The following is a 16,076-nucleotide window of genomic DNA, read 5'->3' as shown; positions in this document are numbered from 1 at the left end:
TGGCTGAGCAGCGCCGCCGTCAGCGCGAACATCAGCAAGCCGACGCTCAGCAGCCGGGTGGGGCGGCGCAAGCGCTGCACGATGCGGCCGTTGAGCATGCTGCCTATGGTGATGAACACCACCAGCGGCGTCACCAGGATGCCGGCGTGGTTGGGCGACAGGCCGAAGCCGGCCTGGAACATCAAGGGCGCGTAATACATCACCGCGAACATGCCGAAGCCCATCAGCAGCGACAGACCGAACAGCGGCGCGAGGCCCGGATGCGCCAGCATGCTGGGCGGCAGCAAGGGGTTGGGGCTGCGTTTTTCCCACCAGATCAGCGCCGCGAGCGAAGCCAGGCTCAACGCGGCCAGCAGCGCCAGCAGCCACGGCGACTTGTGCTGCGGCAGCCACTCCACCGCCAGCTGCAGGGAGCCGAGGAACAGCGCGATCAACACCGCGCCCTGCCAGTCCAGCCTGGACGGCGCCTGGGCGGCATGGCGGATCACCGGCAGGTAGCGCCAGACGAACCACAGGCTGACCGCGCCGACCGGCAAATTGACGAAAAATACCCAGCGCCAGCCCAGGTATTCGGTGAGGAAGCCGCCCAGCGACGGGCCGATGGCGTTGGCCAGGCCGAACGACGCCGACAGCATCACCTGCCAGCGCAAGCGTTCGCGGGTATGCGGGAACAGGTCGGGCACGCTGGCGAAGGTGGTGGCCACCAGCATGCCGCCGCCGACGCCCTGCAGCGCGCGCGCCAGCACCAGCTGCAGCATGTCCTGCGCCAGGCCGCACAGCGCCGAGGCCGCGGTGAACAGCACGATGGCGGTCAGCACGAAGGGCTTGCGGCCGTGGTCATCGCCCAGCTTGCCGAAGATGGGCACGGTGATAACCGAGGTCAGCAGGTAGGCGGTGCCGACCCAGGCATACAGCGCGAAACCGCGCAGGTCGGCCACCACCGTCGGCATCGCGGTGCCGACCACGGTCTGGTCCAGCGCCACCATGATCAGCACGCAGCACAGGCCCAGCATCGCCAGCAGGCGCTGGCGGAAATCCAGCGCCTGGATGTCGGCGGGAGAAGGAGAGGGGGCATTCATGATTGACAAGGCAATAGTTGCTATGTCAATCATTTTGCCGAACAGCCGCCGGGCTGTCCAAACCGCGATGGTTAAGAAATGTGACGGGCGCTCAGTATCCCTGGCGGGTCAGCCAGCTGGCTTCCTCGCTGCGGGCGACGGTGCCCACCAGCCAGTCGCGGAAGGCGCGCACCTTGGGCAGCTCGGCCAGTTCGTGCGGGTAGACCAGGTAGTAGGCCCACTCGGTTTCCAGCACGGTGTCGAACGGAATCACCAGCCGGCCGCTGTCCAGGTCCTGGGTCACCATCGATGCCTGCGCCAGCGTGACGCCCATGCCGGTCACCGCCGCGTGCAGCGCGTATTCCAGCGCGTCGAAAGTGACGCCGCTCTCCGGGTTGACGCCGGAAACGCCGGCCAGCTTCAGCCAGCGCTTCCAGGTGTTCTGGTCGCGCCATGGGTGCAGCAGCGTGTGGTGCTTGAGATCTTGCGGGGTGTGCAGCGGATGCTTGCCGGCCAGCAGGCTGGGCGAGCACACTGGGATCAGCTTTTCGCGGCAGATGCATTCCAGCCTGAGATCGGCGGCGGCCTCCGGGCTGGACAGCCCGACCACCGCCAGGTCGTACTCGGCGCGGTTGAACGGCTTGTTGTGGATCAGCTGGGTCAGCAGATGCAGCGTGTACTCCGGGTGGCGCGCCTGGAAATCGGCCAGGTTGGGCAGCACCCAGCGCATCGCCGGCGTCGGCGGCATCCGCACCCGCAGGTCGCTCTGGCGCAAGCGCAACGCCTCGCTCGCCTCGTTGAGCAGCTGGAAGGCTTCGCGCGCCGGCTTCAGCAGCGCCTCGCCCTCGGCGGTCAGCGCCAGGCCGCGGGCCTGGCGGGTGAAAAGCGTGGCGCCGTAGTACTCTTCCAATGTTTGCACATGGCGGCTGATCGCGCCCTGGGTCAGGCTTAGCGCGGCCGCGGCGCGGGTGAACGACAGGTGTTCGGCGGCGACGACAAACACGCGCAGGGCATTCAGCGGAGGCAGCTTCATGCTGTTACATGCCTTTTCTTCATAGTTTTCATGAGATTAACTGCTTTGTGCAAAACCGCGCCACCACGTATGCTGGGACGAGTGTTGCCGCAGGCTGCGGCGACATGGCGACGGCAGCCGGTATGCATAGGGCTCACGCCAACCATGCATAATGGTTGATTCTGGCACAGCTTTCGCCGCTCGGCATCCTTATTGTCTGACAGGATGTCTGTCCGCACTCTCGTATCGATTTGTTGTTGCCAGTCCACGTTGGCATGAACGGGCTCCCCGCGGAGTCCGATTTTTTTTGCCGCGCCGCCTCGATCCGCCATGAAAAATGCCGCCAGCCAATCAGGCGGGCGGCATCGCGGCAATGCCCGGAAGGGATCAATAGCCCTGGTTCAGCGCCATTTCCAGGCTCTTCTGGTAATGCTGCTGCGACAGCTCCTCCTTGCCGGTGGCCTCGAACAGCCGCCCCAATTCGGCATGCGCGCACAGCGTGGGCTGGATGGAAACGCTGGCTTCCAGATAGTTCTGCGCCTTGCCCCACAATTGCTGCGCTTGCGCCAGGCGCCCCAGCGCCAGCAGCAGCCAGTGGTCGCGCGGCCGCAGCTTCAGCCAATTCTCCGCGTCCTTCAGCAGCTCCAGCCGCTTCTCCACGCTCAGATGGCTGGCCAGCTGGCCCAGTTCGCGCGACAGTTCCGGCAGCTCCATTTCGTCGCTGGCCAGCGCGCCGGCCAGCAAGGTGGCGGCGTAGTCGTACTGCTGCAGCTTGATCAGATGCTTGACCACCTGCTGCAGCAGCTGCGGGTTGCCGCGCTCGGCTTCCGGGATGCGGCGCAGCCACTCGCGCACCTCGCGCTCGCTCAGCATGCCGGCCAGCTGCTGCTGGTAGGCAGCCAAGCGGTAGCGGCGCGCCTGCTCCGGCTCGACCGCGTCGGCCTTCAGCAGCTTTTCGGTCAAGCTGAGGATGGCCTCGGGCTGCTTCTGCAGCAACCGCACCTTCAATTCCAGCCGCAGCGCGTTGGTCAGATTCGGCGACAGCGCGCGCGCGCGCTCGATGGCGGCCAGCGCGCCCAACGCGTCCTTGTCTTCCAGCTTCAGCTCGGCGTCCAGCATGTGGCGCGCCAGCTGCAGGCGCTCCGGCAGTTGGTCCAGCTGTCCCAGGTAGTCGTCTCGCTTGTCGCCTGCGCCGGCCGCGCTGGCGGAGCGGGCGGCGATCAGCAAGGCCAGCGCCCGGTTCTCCGGCGCGTACTCGTCGCCCAGCGACTTGGCGGCCTCGCGCTCGGCCTTCTGGAAGCGGCCCTCGAAGAAGGCGATGCCGGCTTCGCGCAGCGCGTGGCGGGCGGCTTTCAACTTTTTCTGGCGCTGGAAGCGCTGCACCTGGCGCGGCAGGTCGGTGGCCAGCGCGACCAGGCGCAAGACGAGGTGGGTGGCGACGATCAGCGCGATCACCAGCACGATCATCAGGTTGAACGACACTTCCATCCGGTACGGCGGCAAAAACAGGATGGCGTAGCCGGTATTCAGGGTGGAGGCCAGCCCCACCAGCACGGCCAGCGCGAACAGGCCGGTAATCCACAATGCGAATCTCACCGTTTACTCCCCGCTGGCGCCCTGGGCATCGCGCACCGCCTTCAGGCTGGAGGCCATGTCCGGCAAGCTGATGTCCAGAGGCGCGCCTTCCAGCTCGCCCAGCGTCGCCAGCCACTGGACGGTGGCGGCGGCGTCGCGGTCGAAATAGCGCTGCACGTAGCTGCGCGCGGCGGCGACGTCGGCGGCGTAGGTCTTGCCGTCGCGCTGCAACAGCGCCAGGCGCGCGTCCAGCAGGCGCATCTTCAGGTTTTCGCGCAGGAAGAAGGCCTGCTCCGGCGACAGCAGCAACGCCTCCGGCTTGTCCATCCGGCGGATGTGGATCAGCTCGCCCAGGCTGGCGCTGATCTCAGCCGACAGCCGCTCCCACCACGGCGCAGTGGCCGGCAGCGCCGCCGGATGCGCGCCGCGGGCTCCGCCCAGGCGATGCGCGTCCACCACCAACGGCAGCGAGTCCACCCCCAGCATCAGGCGGTCGATCTTGACGGTGAGGCCGACGCTGTCCAGATAGGGCAGCGCCTTCAATTTTTCCAGATCGGTGGCCACCGCCTTCTTCACGCCTATCAGCTGCGGCCGGTCGAACTTGGCGAGGCGGGCGTCGACCATCTCCAGCGCCGACACCGCCGCCGACACGTTGCCGGCCAGCTGCAGCTGCTGGCTGGCGATGGCCAGCGTGTGCTCGATCTCGGACAGCAGCCAGTCGGTGCGGTTCTTGGTCAGCTCCTGGTACATGCCGTTGAGGGTCGCGTACTGGCCGGCGGCCTCGTTGACGCGCGCCTCCACCAGCGCCAGCTTGCCGTCGGTGGCGCGCGCCGCCAGCATCGCCTGCTCGGCGATGGCGCGCTGCTCCTTGCCGGCGCCGCTGCCTTCAGCCAGGCGGCGCGCCAGTTCCTGGCGCATGGAGTCCAGCTGCTGCTGGGTGGAGTAGAACTGCCAGCCGGCGACGCCTAGGGCGGCGGCGGCCAGCCACAGCGCGAGGCCGGGGCGTTTGCGGGCCGGGCGCGCTGGCGCCTGGATGGCTTCGTTGATCTGGGATTCGCTCATGGGTGACGACGGAACCATTCTTTGAGGCCGGCGACCAGTGCGGCATCGTCGGCCCGGGTTGTCACGATGCGTGTCGCGCCGAACGCGGCCAGGCGCTCGGCGATGCGCGGATGCGGCACGCAATATAGCAGGCATTGTAGCGTCCCCGCCCGGCTCGGGCCAGCCAGTCGGAACAATTGCTCTACCATTTCGCCTGAAGTGAGGACGACGGCATCCGGCGGCGCGGCGTCGAAGTCGTCCCAGTCGGGCGCGCCGGGCAGCCGGCGGTAGATCTCGGCCAGCGCCACCGCCGCGCCGCGCGCGGCCAAGGTCTGCGCCAGCAGCGCCCTGCCGCCTTCGCCGCGGACGATCAACCAGCGCTGGCCCCGCACTTCGGCCAGCTCCGGCAGGGCCAGCAAGGCTTCGCTGTCGCTGCCGTCGCGCGGATGCAGCACCGGCAGGCCGCTGAGCGCCCGCAGCCGCTCGGCGCTGGCAGCGCCGACGCAGGCCAGCCGCTTGCCGGCCAGATTCTGTCCCGCCAGCGCCGGCCAGCCGATGTCGATGGCGCCGGGGCTGACCCAGAACAGCGCGTCCGCGCCGGCGGCCTGGGCCGGCAATGCCGCCAGGCCGGCGGCCAGCGGCGCCAGCTCCAGCAGCGGCAGATGCCCGGCCTGCCAGCCCTCGGCGCGCAGGCGCGCGAGCAGGCCGGCGGCCTGGCTCCGCGGCCTGGCCACCAGGACGCGCGTCATCGCGCCAGCGCCTGTTGCAGCTTGAGCACCGTCGCCCAGTTGCGGGTGGTGACGCTGTCGCCGGTGCGCTGGCTGAAAGCTTGCAGCAGCTTGCTGTCGAGTATGCTGTCCGCGCTCCAGAAATACGCGGCGTGATTGCCCAGCGCCAGGCGCTCGGTGCCGGTCTGCCGCTCGGTCAGATCGCGGCAGGCCGCCAGCGACGCCGGCGCGGAGCTGAAGGCCACCAGCAAGCGGGAGGGATTGCTGGCGATGTCGCGCAGCGGGTTTTCCGCGATGATGGCGGGCAGGAGGTCGGCGCCCAGCGCGATGACCCGCGCAGAGAAGCCGAAACGGCCGGCGATGCCGGCCTCGAGATCGGCGGCCAGCCTGGCCGGCGACGGGTAGCGGCACAACAGGTTGCCGCTATTGAGCAGGGTGACCGCGTCCTGGCCGCCGAGGTCGGCGGCCAGCTGGCGCAGATCGGCCATCGCGATGCGCTTGGCCTTGCCGACATTGATGCCGCGTATCAGTGCGATGCAGTGCTCCATGCCAGCCCCTCCGTTTGAATGCCGTGGTTCCGCCCTCAGCGCGGTTCGGCCAACACCGCCGCGATCAGCGGCTTGGCGCCGTCGTCCACCAGTTTCTTCGCCACCGCCCGGCCCAGCGCCTCGGCGTAGTCGGCCGGCGCGCTAGCGCTGGCGGTCAGCACCACCGAGCCGTCCGGATGCGCGACCAGGCCGCCCAGCGTCAGCGTGCCCTCATTCAGAGTAGCGAAAGCGCCCAGCGGCACCTGGCAGCTGCCGCCCAACTCCTTGGCCAACGCGCGCTCGGCGGCGGTGCAGGCGCGGGTGGCCGGGTGGTTCAGCGGCGCCAAAAGCGCCATGAGATCGGCGCGGCCGGCGCGGATTTCGATCCCCAGCGCGCCTTGGCCCGCCGCCGGCAGGCTCTCCGACGGCGCCAGCTCGCCGCGGATGCGCTCGGCCAGACCCAGCCGCTTCAGGCCGGCGGCCGCCAGGATGATGGCGTCGAACTCGCCGTCGTCCAGCTTCTTCAACCGGGTTTGCACATTGCCGCGCAGCGGCTTCACCGTCAGTTGCGGGAAGCGGGCGCGCAGCTGCGCCTCGCGCCGCAGGCTGGAGGTGCCCACCACGCTGCCGGCCGGCAATTCGGACAGGCTGTGGAAGCGGTTGGAGACGAAGGCGTCGCGCGGGTCTTCGCGTTCGCACACCGCGGCCAGCTCGAACCCTTCCGGCAGCGTCATCGGCACATCCTTCAGCGAGTGCACCGCCAGGTCGGCGCGGCCATCCAGCAGCGCCTGCTCCAGCTCCTTGACGAACAGGCCCTTGCCGCCGATCTTGGACAGCGTCTGGTCCAGGATCTGGTCGCCCTGGGTAGTCATGCCCAGGATTTCCACCGCGAGGTGCGGATACAGCGCTTGCAGGCGGGCCTGGATGTGTTCGGCCTGCCACATGGCCAGCCGGCTTTCGCGGCTGGCGATGACGATCTTGTCCATGAAACCGGGTCCCATCGAAAGGGGTGAAATCAGGCGCAGATTCTACCACGACGCCGGCAGGGACTTGGCGCGCTTGTTGTTGCGACGCAGCAAGATCAAGGCGCAAACGCGGAAATTGCCGTAGTGTCGCCACTACGGCGTGGAAGCTGCTTATGATGATTATCCGGTTATGACAGGTGAGGAATGGCCGTCGCGGCGGCGGCCATTCCTGACAAGTCGAAAACTAGGGACGAACAAGATGACGAGCGAACACGACAAGGATTTGCCGCTGAGGGCCGACCTGGCCTGTCTGGACCGGTTGCTGTCCGAGGTGGTCAACGAACAGGAAGGCCCGGTGGTGTACGGCGCGGTGCAAGCCATCGCCCAGCGCCGCGGCGACGAGCGCAGCCATCCGCTGCCGCAGTTGGCGCCGGAAGCCGCCGCCTCGCTGCTGCGCGCCTGCGGCCTGTACGCTCAGCTGTTCAACATCGCGGAAGACCTGCACCACAACCGCCGCCGCCGCGCCCACCAGCTGGCCGGTTCGCTGCCGCAGCAGGGCAGCCTGGCGCGCGCGCTGCACAAGCTGCGCCAGGACGGCGTCAGCTTCCACAGCCTGCACCAGCTGCTCAGCCATGCCCAAGTGGGCGCCATCCTCACCGCCCACCCCACCGAGGTGCAGCGCCAGAGCGTGCTGGACGGCCACCGCGCGGTGCGCCGCTTCCTGTGCCAGCTCAACGCCGCCGACTTGACGCCGGAGGAGCGCGAAGCGCTGGAGGCCAAACTGAAGCGGGCGATCCTGGCGCTGTGGCAAACCTCGGAAATCCGCCACTTCAAGATGACGGTGCGCGACGAGATCACCAACGGCGTCGCTTACCACCCGCTGGCCTTCTTCGAAGCGCTGCCGGCGCTGTACCAGCGGCTGGAGCGCGAAATCGGCCAGCTGTGGGGCGAGGCGCCGTGTCTGCCCTCCTTCGTCCGCGTCGGCAGCTGGATAGGCGGCGACCGCGACGGCAACCCCAATGTCGACGCCGGCTTGCTGCGCCATGCGGTGACGCGCCAGGCGCAGCAGGCGTTCGAATACTATCTGCAGGAGTTGAAGAGCCTGTACCGCGAGCTGTCGATGTCGTCGCGGCTGGTGACGGCAAGCGCAGCGGTGCTGGCGCTGGCGGAAAACTCGCCGGACGGCGCGGTCAGCCGCAGCGAGGAGCCCTACCGCCGCGCGCTGGCCACCATGCAGGGCCGGCTGCGCGCCAGCGCCCGGCTGCGCGGCATCGAGCTGAACTGCCGCTGGGACGAGCGCGCGCCTTACCCGGACCACCGGGCGCTGGCTTCGGACCTGGCCGCGCTGTCCGATTCGCTGCACGCGCACGGCAGCGCGCTGCTGGCCGAGGGCCGCCTGTCGCGGCTGATCCGCAGCGTCGACGTGTTCGGCTTCTTCCTGATGCCGCTGGACCTGCGCCAGCACGCCGCCGTCCATGAAAGCGCGGTGGCCGAGCTGTTCAGCGCCGCCGGCCTGGAGGAGTACCAGGCGCTGGACGAAACCGCGCGGGTGCGGGCGCTGACGCGCGAACTGGCGACGCCCAGGCTGCTGTTCTCGCCCTACCTGCGCTACGGCGAAACCACCGAGAAAGAGCTGGCCATCTTCCGCGAGGCGGCGGCGATCCAGCGCGAATTCGGCGTCGACGCCATCGGCCAGTGCATCATCTCCAACTGCGCCAGCGTCAGCGACATCCTGGCGCTGGCGCTGCTGTGCAAGGAGGCCGGCCTGATCCGGCTGGAAAACGGCGCGCCGCGCGCCAGCGTCAACCTGGTGCCCTTGTTCGAAACCATCGCCGACCTGGAAAACAGCGAAACGGTGATGCGCGCGCTGTTCGCGCTGCCCTGGTACCAGCAGCTCTTGGACAGCCGCGCGCGGGTGCAGGAGGTGATGCTGGGCTATTCCGACAGCAATAAGGACGGCGGCTACCTGACCAGCCAGTGGCAGCTCCACCAGGCCGAGACGCGGCTGGTGAAGGCGTTCGCCGAGGCCGGCGCGCGGCTGCAGCTGTTCCACGGCCGCGGCGGCTCGGTGGGCCGCGGCGGCGGGCCGTCGTACGAGGCCATCGTCGCCCAGCCCGCCGGCAGCGTGGCCGGCCGCATCCGCATCACCGAGCAGGGCGAGGTGATCACCGCCAAATACTCCGACCCGGCCATCGCCGGCCGCAACCTGGAGGCGCTGGTGGCGGCCACGCTGGAAGCCAGCCTGGGCCATGTCTCCGGCGGCGAAACCGACATCCAGGCCTTCGACGAGCTGTCGGCCACCGCCTTCGCCGCCTACCGCGCGCTGGTGGAGACGCCGGGCTTCATGCAGTACTTCCTGGAGGCGACGCCGGTGGCCGCCATCGCCAAGCTGAACATCGGCAGCCGGCCGGCTTCGCGCAAGAGCCTGGCCGCCATCGCCGATCTGCGCGCGATTCCCTGGGTGTTTTCCTGGTCGCAATCGCGGCTGATGCTGCCCGGCTGGTTCGGCGTCGGCTCCGCGGTGGCCGCCTATGTGCAAAAGCACGGCGACGCCGGGCTGGCGCGGCTGCAAAGCCTGTACCGCCATTCGCCGTTCTTCCAGGTGATGCTGTCCAATATGGAACAGGTGCTGGCCAAGGCCGATCTGGGCATCGCGCGCCGCTTCGCCGGCCTGGTGGCGGACCCCGCGCTCGCGCAGCGGCTGTTCGGCATGATAGAGGCGGAATGGCAGAAAACCCACGACGCCTTCTACGCCATCAGCGGCCAGACCGAATTGCTGGAAACCAATCCGACGCTGCGCCGCAGCCTGGAAACCCGGCTGCCCTATCTGGACGCGCTGGGCCTGCTGCAGATCGACTTGCTGGCCCGGCTGCGCGCCGAGCCGGAGGATGAGGACACGCTGCACGCGATCCACCTGACCATCAACGGCACCGCCGCCGGCCTGCGCAACACCGGCTGAGCGGCGAAAAAAGACCGCGGTCCCGCCCACAGCGGGAACCGCGGCCGAATCCTGGGCGCCGGCCCCATGGCTGGCTCGCGCCCGGACGGAGAAGCGCTCAGCGCAGACTCGCCGCCTTGGCAGACGGACCGTCGCTGCCCAGCTCCACCGCGTAGGCCAGCGCCAGCTGCGAAAACTTAAGCGCGTGGCGCGCCTGGTTGCCGGAGCTGGCCAGCGTGTCGCTGCCGCTGTGGATGTAGGGGTTGGAGTTGTTGAAGCTGGACTCGAACGGGAACGACGCCGCATAGCCTTGCGCGTTCCACGAGGCGTGGTCGGAGCAAGCGTAGCCGCACTGGCTGTAAGCCACCTTCAAGTTGGGCAGATAAACCTTGGCCAGGTTAGCCAGGAAGGTGTTCTGCGCGGCGTTGGTGTAGTCGGTGAACAGGAAGATGTCCTGCGCGTCGCCCTGGTAGTTGGTCATGTCCAGCTGCAACGCGCCCACCACCTTGACCTGCTGCTGCTTGAAGCGCTTGGCGATGTCGGACGAGCCGCGCAGGCCGACTTCTTCCGCCGAGTAGGCCATGAACTTGATGGTGCGGCGCGGCTGGTAGTTGCTGGCCAGCAGCACGCGCGCCACCTCGGTCAGGCTGGCCACGCCGGAAGCGTCGTCGTCGGCGCCGGGCGCGCGGCTGTTTTCGCCGGTGCCGTTGCCGACCGTGGAGTCCAGGTGGCCGCCCAGCACCAGGGTTTCGGCGGCGTTGTCGGTGCCCTTGATGGTGAGGATCACCGATTTCTGCGGCCAGCCGGCGTGGCTGAACTGCTCTACCGTCACGTCGCTGCGGCTGCCGGCCAGTTGCTTCCATTGGCTGGCGATCCAGTTGGAGGCGTTGACGCCGTGGCTGGTGGTGTAGAAGCGGTTCTGGTAGCCCGACAGCGACTGGATGGTGCCGAGGATGTTGCTGTCCTGCAGCTGCGGCAGCAGCTTGTTCACCGTGGCCTGGTTGTCTATCGCATAGCTCGGCGCGGCGAGGGCGGCCAGCGGCGCGGCCGGGCCGTTCAGCGCGGCGCGCGCCTCCTTCAGGCTGCCGTGGACGATGAAGCCGCCGCAGTGGCGCAGGTTTTCATGGATGGCGTCGGACAGCTGGGGCAGCAGCGCGTCGTCCACCTGCACCAGGTGCACGGTTTCGCCGGCGGCGGCGCCCTTGGCGAGGCGGCCGTCGGCCGCCAGCTTGCGGCTTTCCTGGCTCTTGGCGCCGGCATCGATCTTGCGCAGCAGCTGATAGCCTTGATCGCCTACCGAAATCCAGACCGGCTGGGCCTGGGCGGCGCCGGCCAGGCCCAGCAGGACCAGCAGAGCGCTTTGACGCAGTTTCAACATAATGGGACTCCCGAGCGAGGGCCGGCGCCTCTCGGCGCCGGTACGGCTATTTTGGCGGCGGCCCCGAACGGGGCCGCCCTGCCGCGGGCGGCGGCTTATTTGCAAGTCACGCCGACTGCGGTGAAGGCCTTGGTGACGTCGGCGCTGTTGTAGCCGCGGGCGTCGGCCGCCTTGACCACGCCGCAAGCGGCGCTGTTGTAGGTGGCGTTGGCGGTCCAGTACAGCCGGTTGGCGTCGACGAACACTTCAAACGCCTTGCGGGTGTTCCAGTTCGGGCTGGTGGCGATCAGGTAAAAGGCCTTGTTGTACACGCCGCTGGAATAGTGCACGTCCAGGCCGTCGTAGTAGTCCTTGGCGTTGCCGATCGATTGGCCGTCCTTGGTCGGATCGGCGAAGTAGCGCAGCGCGCCGGTCTTCTTGAAGATTTCCGCGCCCACCAGGAAGTCGTTCTTGCCCTTCATGTAGTACTCGGCGGCTTCGCCGGCCATGTCGGAGAATGCCTCGTTGATGCCGCCGGACTGGCCGTCGTAGACCAGGCCGGAGTTCTGCTCGGTGAAGCCGTGGCTGACTTCATGCGCGGACACGTCCAGCGACACCAGCGGGTAGAAGGTGCTGGCGCCGTCGCCGAAGGTCATCGCGGTGCCGTCCCAGAACGCGTTTTCGTAGTTGCGGCTGTAGTGCACCTTCATCAGCAGCTTCTGGTTGATCGGCTTCAGGTTGAACCAGTCCTTGTACAGGTTGAACACCACGTTGCCGAAGTAGTGCGCGTCGTTCAGCGGCGAGTAAGCGCCGTTGATCGCTTTGTAGGTGTTGGTCGGGCAGGCGAACTTGTACGGGGTGGTGCCGCTGGTGCCGCCGTTGAGGTTGACGGTGGCGACGTTGCCGCTATCCATCTTGCAATCGCTGGTGACGATCAGCGGACCGTAGTCGGTGCCGTAGACATACTTGCCGGTCTTGGCGTTGCCGCCGGGGCCGTTGGCTTCGGCGTGGTTCAGGCCTTCCCACTGCTTCAGCACCTGGCCGTTGTTGGCGTCGATGATCAGGTGCGGGCGGCTGGGCTCCTTGCCGTCGACCACGAAGGACACTAGGTAGACCAGCTGGGCGGTGTTGCGCTCGTTCAGGCGCACCACTAGGTCGGCTTTCTCGTTGTAGGTGGGATTGCCGTTGGCCTTCAGCGATTTGGCCTGGCTCAACGCCTGGGCGCTGCTCAACGTCGGCTTGGCGGAAGCCAGGTCGGACTGGATGCCGGCGATGTATTGGCCGGATAGTTTGCCGCTGGTCTTGGCCACGGCGCCGGCCTGTTTTTCCTCGACCACGGCTTCGCCCCATACCGGCACGCCCTGGTAGTACTGCTGGAAGCGGGTCACCACTTTGCCGGTGGCGAATTGGGTGCTGCGCAGGGGCTTCAGATCAGCCTGGTTCACGCCGGTGAACGCCACCGCGCCGTTGGCCTGGATCTTGCCCAGCTTTTCCAGGTCGATACGCTCGGCCGCCAGCGCCGCCGAGCTGAACACAGCCAGGGCGGACAGGACCAAACCACGCAACATCAATTGCTGTTTTCTCATCACGGACTCCAAATGTAGGCAAGGCGGGACGGGGTGCGTCCCGCGCGACGCCGCCAGCTGATGGCCGGCGGCAACTGAGCCGAAGCGCGGGTCCTGGACGGGTTGTCGTCACTGCGCCGGACAAGCGGCGCGACGAAGGGAGAACCTGGGCCGCCCGGGCGGTGTATGGTCGCCGACGCCTCTTGCGGGAGTCGTGCGCATCGCCCTGCTGCCAGGCTCGCCACCCAGGGAAAAGAATCCGGGGCGCGTCTGCGGCTAGCACCGGGAAGGAGGGATCCGCCGCGACACCCTGCCAGGTAGTCGCAAACAGGAAGGATGCTGCTGGCAGTATCCTGGCTCATTCAATCCCAAGTGCATAAATTATGTATTGGAATTTTCTTCGCCACATTCATCTGTACTTTCTAGCAGTTGCAGATGGGTCTAGGATGCTTGCCTGTACTGGATCAATTGCTGTGGCTAGGTTTCTGTGCTGCAGAGGCCATCTGGAAAAATGAAAATTAACGATATAATTCCAGATTGTTCTTATTGCCGAACATTTGTTGTAAAAACATGACAATTGTCTTTGAAGCGGCCGCCGGATACGAAGACGGGCCGGAAAACCGGCCCGCGCGGGATATCTGGGGAAGGGGAGAAGTCAGGGCGCCAGGCGGGAGCGCTGCCAGCCGCCGCCGTCTTGCAGCGTGTACACCACGCGGTCGTGCAGGCGGCTGGGCCGGCCCTGCCAGAACTCGATCCGCTCCGGCGTCACCGCGTAGCCGCCCCAGTGCGGCGGGCGCGGCACATTGATGGGGTGGCGCGCGCCGAACATCGCCGCCCGGGTGACCAGCACCGCCTTGGAGGCGATTTCGCTGCTCTGCTCGCTGGCCCAGGCGCCCAGGCGACTGGTGTACGGCCGGCTGGCGAAATAGGCGTCCGACACCTCCGCCGCCACCCGCGCCACCGTGCCCTCAATCCGGACCTGGCGCTCCAGCTCCGGCCAGAAAAAGGCCAGCGCCACATGCGGGTTGTGGTCCAGTTGCTGGCCCTTGCGGCTGAGATAATTGGTGTAGAACAGCAATTGGCCGTTCTCCACGCCCTTGAGCAGCACGATGCGCGAGGCCGGACGGCCGTCGGCGCCCACCGAGGCCACGTTCATCGCGGTCGGCTCCGGCACCTGGGCGGTCAGCGCCTCGTTCAGCCACACCTCGAACTGCGCCATCGCATCCGGCAGGCAGTCTTCCGGCGACAATTCCTTCTTCGAGTATTCCAATCGGACATCGGCGAGATTGAGCGACATATTTCCTCCTGAGGCCGTCATCTTAGTGCATAGCGGCCAGCGCGGAAATGCGCGGCGTCAGATGGCCCGGCCCGCCGCCTGCCAGCGGGGAGCCGGGCGCGCGCTCAGTTCAGCGCCTGGTTGATCACCGCGGCGATGCGGGCGCCGGCCTTGGCCAGCTGCTGCTCCACCAGCAGCCCGCCGGCGCGCAGATAGGTGTTGTCGAGGTAAACCGGCGTGGCCGGCGACGCGCCACAGGCGAAGCCGGACAGCGGGCCGTAGACGTCAGCGCGCGCGTACTGGTTGGATTCATGCACCCAATCCATCACCCCGCCGCTCTGCCAGCCGGCGACATTGCGTTGATAGCGCTGCAAATCGGCGGCGGCCCAGGTCTTTTCATTGGCGCCGTTCAACTGCTGCTGCACCAGCGCGGTGTCCCATACCGCGTGCAGATTGCTGACCTTCTTGCTGCCCGGCAGCTGCACCTTGAAGTCGTTGCCGCCGCGGTCCAGGTTGTCGGCGGCATGCAAAGGCTGGTGGATGTCGCCGACCATGTGGATCAGGAAAGTCAGCGCCTGCGCGCGGTCGGCCTTGGCGGCGGATTTGTCGGCCAGCACCTGGCGGTAGCGCTCGATCTGGTTGGCCGCGCAATTGCCGTCCGGGCACTCGTCTTCGGTCACGCCGGCGCACACCGGCTCGTCGTTGTAGTGCCACTGGTCGGAACCCGGCAGAGTCTGCTTCAACTCCTGCTTGTGCTGGTCCATGTACAGCGCCAGCTGGGCGAAATCGGCGTTGGGAATCAGCTTGTCCACCGCCGCCTTGGCCGGCGCGCTCAGCAGCTGCTGGGCGATGTAGCCGGTGACGCGGTGGCCCTCCTGGCCCCAGGCCAGCGCCTCGGCGCTGCTGGCGGCGCAGCCCGCGGCCAGCAGCAGCGCGATCGTCTTCTTCATGTTTTCTCCCGGATGATTTCTGTTGTTCTATGGCTGCCTCATCGCAGCGCCGCGCATCATACGGGAGGAATATGAAATTCAGATAAATGCTTTAATATGAAAATAATTTTAATAAATAACTTCTTATTACAAACTATTTGAAATAAATGGAAATTCCTCAACTGGCTTAGGCGATTGGTATTTTTCCTGCAGCATCCGCTGCAACGCGTCCAGCGCCGGCTGGCGCCACTGGCGGCGGCGGATCAGCACCGTCCGCGCCTGGCTCAGGTCGGCCGGCAGCGCATGCACCGACACCTGTCCGGCCACCTGCGGCATGCAGTCCAGCAGGCTGCGCGGCACCATCGCCAGCCCCATGCCGCTGGCCACGCAGCTGAGCATCGCGTGGTAGGAAGTCAGCTCCACGATGCGCCGCGGCTGCACGCCCTGGCGCCTCAGCCAGTGTTCCAGCCGCTGGCGGTAGGCGCAGCCGCTGCCGAAGGTCAGCAGCGTGGAGTCGGCCAGGAAGTGCAATGACAGCTGCGCCAGGCCGGCCGCCGCCACCAGCACGATTTCTTCCTCGAACGCCGCCGTCTGCTCCAGCCTGTCGTCGTCGACCGGACCGCTGACCAGCGCCGCGTCCAGCTTGCCGTCCAGCACCGCGTGCAGCAGCGCGCGCGACTCTCCCGCCTGCAGCTCCAGCCGCACTTCCGGATGACAGTGATGGTAGTCGGCCAGCAGCGGCGCCAGCCGCGCGGCGGCGGTGCTTTCCATCGCGCCCAGCCGCAATTGGCCGCGCGGGGTCTGGTCCTGCATCGCCTGGCGCGCCTCCTCGGCCAGCGCCAGCAGGCGCTCGGCGTAGCCGCCCAGGCGGTGGGCGGCGTCGGTGGGCAGCAGGCGCTTGCCTTCGCGCAGAAACAGTTCCACTCCCAGCTTGTCTTCCAGCTGGCGCAGCCGGGTGGTGACATTGGACTGCACCCGGTTCAACCGCTGCGCGGCGCGGGTGATGCCGCCTTCTTGCAGCACGGCCTGGAAAATGCGCAACTCGTCCAGCTCCATCATTCTCTCCTAGAGATTATTTTAATCAGAATAATTCATTTTTCCTGAT

The 16,076-nt window shown here is 67.3% G+C and carries 13 protein-coding genes; 1 reads left to right on the top strand and 12 read right to left on the bottom strand.

Translation table 11 applies throughout. From position 1 onward, the window contains the following. The 7 genes from MY55_RS12100 to hemC form a co-directional block, all read right to left on the bottom strand. The coding region (locus tag MY55_RS12100; protein ID WP_244270681.1) for an MFS transporter at positions 1-1,079 on the bottom strand (1,079 nt) is incomplete at its 3' end. A gap of 91 nt (positions 1,080-1,170) precedes the next feature. Next, positions 1,171-2,091 (bottom strand): transcriptional regulator GcvA, encoded by a 921-nt coding sequence (gcvA, locus tag MY55_RS12095; RefSeq protein WP_043572902.1) that lies wholly within the window; start codon positions 2,089-2,091, stop codon positions 1,171-1,173. Positions 2,092-2,457: 366 nt separating this feature from the next. Next, on the bottom strand, positions 2,458-3,666 hold the full coding sequence (locus MY55_RS12090) for a heme biosynthesis protein HemY (RefSeq protein ID WP_047237069.1): 1,209 nt from the start codon (positions 3,664-3,666) through the stop codon (positions 2,458-2,460). 3 nt (positions 3,667-3,669) lie between these two features. Next, positions 3,670-4,707, bottom strand: a complete 1,038-nt coding sequence (locus MY55_RS12085) for a uroporphyrinogen-III C-methyltransferase (protein ID WP_043572908.1) — start codon at positions 4,705-4,707, stop codon at positions 3,670-3,672. Then, complete coding sequence (locus MY55_RS12080) at positions 4,704-5,435, bottom strand: uroporphyrinogen-III synthase (protein WP_047237070.1); 732 nt, start codon at positions 5,433-5,435, stop codon at positions 4,704-4,706. Before MY55_RS12080 ends, MY55_RS12085 begins: the two co-directional genes overlap by 4 nt. Next, positions 5,432-5,962 (bottom strand): DUF1697 domain-containing protein, encoded by a 531-nt coding sequence (locus tag MY55_RS12075; protein ID WP_043572912.1) that lies wholly within the window; start codon positions 5,960-5,962, stop codon positions 5,432-5,434. The genes MY55_RS12080 and MY55_RS12075 overlap by 4 nt, the downstream gene beginning before the upstream one ends. A gap of 35 nt (positions 5,963-5,997) precedes the next feature. Beyond that, the gene (gene hemC, locus MY55_RS12070; protein WP_043572914.1) at positions 5,998-6,927 is read right to left on the bottom strand and encodes a hydroxymethylbilane synthase; all 930 of its coding nucleotides are present in this window, start codon (positions 6,925-6,927) and stop codon (positions 5,998-6,000) included. 238 nt (positions 6,928-7,165) lie between these two features. On the opposite strand from hemC, the gene ppc reads away from it, so the two are divergent. Continuing rightward, a complete protein-coding gene (gene ppc, locus MY55_RS12065; protein WP_047243016.1) occupies positions 7,166-9,865 on the top strand; it encodes a phosphoenolpyruvate carboxylase in 2,700 nt (899 codons plus the stop codon). Positions 9,866-9,962: 97 nt separating this feature from the next. Here the strand turns inward: ppc and MY55_RS12060 are convergent, their stop codons facing one another. The 5 genes from MY55_RS12060 to MY55_RS12040 all read right to left on the bottom strand — a co-directional run bounded on the left by MY55_RS12060 (position 9,963) and on the right by MY55_RS12040 (position 16,030). Further along, on the bottom strand, positions 9,963-11,222 hold the full coding sequence (locus tag MY55_RS12060) for a M28 family metallopeptidase (RefSeq protein ID WP_047257844.1): 1,260 nt from the start codon (positions 11,220-11,222) through the stop codon (positions 9,963-9,965). A gap of 95 nt (positions 11,223-11,317) precedes the next feature. Further along, positions 11,318-12,787 carry a M4 family metallopeptidase gene (locus tag MY55_RS12055; protein WP_043572925.1) on the bottom strand — a complete coding sequence of 490 codons (1,470 nt, stop codon included), beginning with the start codon at positions 12,785-12,787 and terminating at the stop codon, positions 11,318-11,320. 634 nt (positions 12,788-13,421) lie between these two features. Beyond that, the gene (gene pdxH, locus MY55_RS12050; protein ID WP_043572928.1) at positions 13,422-14,063 is read right to left on the bottom strand and encodes a pyridoxamine 5'-phosphate oxidase; all 642 of its coding nucleotides are present in this window, start codon (positions 14,061-14,063) and stop codon (positions 13,422-13,424) included. A 104-nt stretch (positions 14,064-14,167) separates the two neighbouring features. After that, positions 14,168-14,992, bottom strand: coding sequence for a S1/P1 nuclease (locus MY55_RS12045; protein ID WP_065202399.1), 825 nt, complete (start codon positions 14,990-14,992; stop codon positions 14,168-14,170). A gap of 126 nt (positions 14,993-15,118) precedes the next feature. Continuing rightward, the gene (locus tag MY55_RS12040; RefSeq protein ID WP_052257937.1) at positions 15,119-16,030 is read right to left on the bottom strand and encodes a LysR family transcriptional regulator; all 912 of its coding nucleotides are present in this window, start codon (positions 16,028-16,030) and stop codon (positions 15,119-15,121) included. Between the last annotated feature and the right edge of the window lie 46 nt (positions 16,031-16,076).

The organism is Chromobacterium subtsugae (genome assembly GCF_001676875.1).
Lineage (GTDB): Bacteria > Pseudomonadota > Gammaproteobacteria > Burkholderiales > Chromobacteriaceae > Chromobacterium > Chromobacterium subtsugae.
The sequence above is the reverse complement of the archived record's forward strand: the minus strand, read 5'-3'. Positions and strand labels throughout refer to the sequence as shown.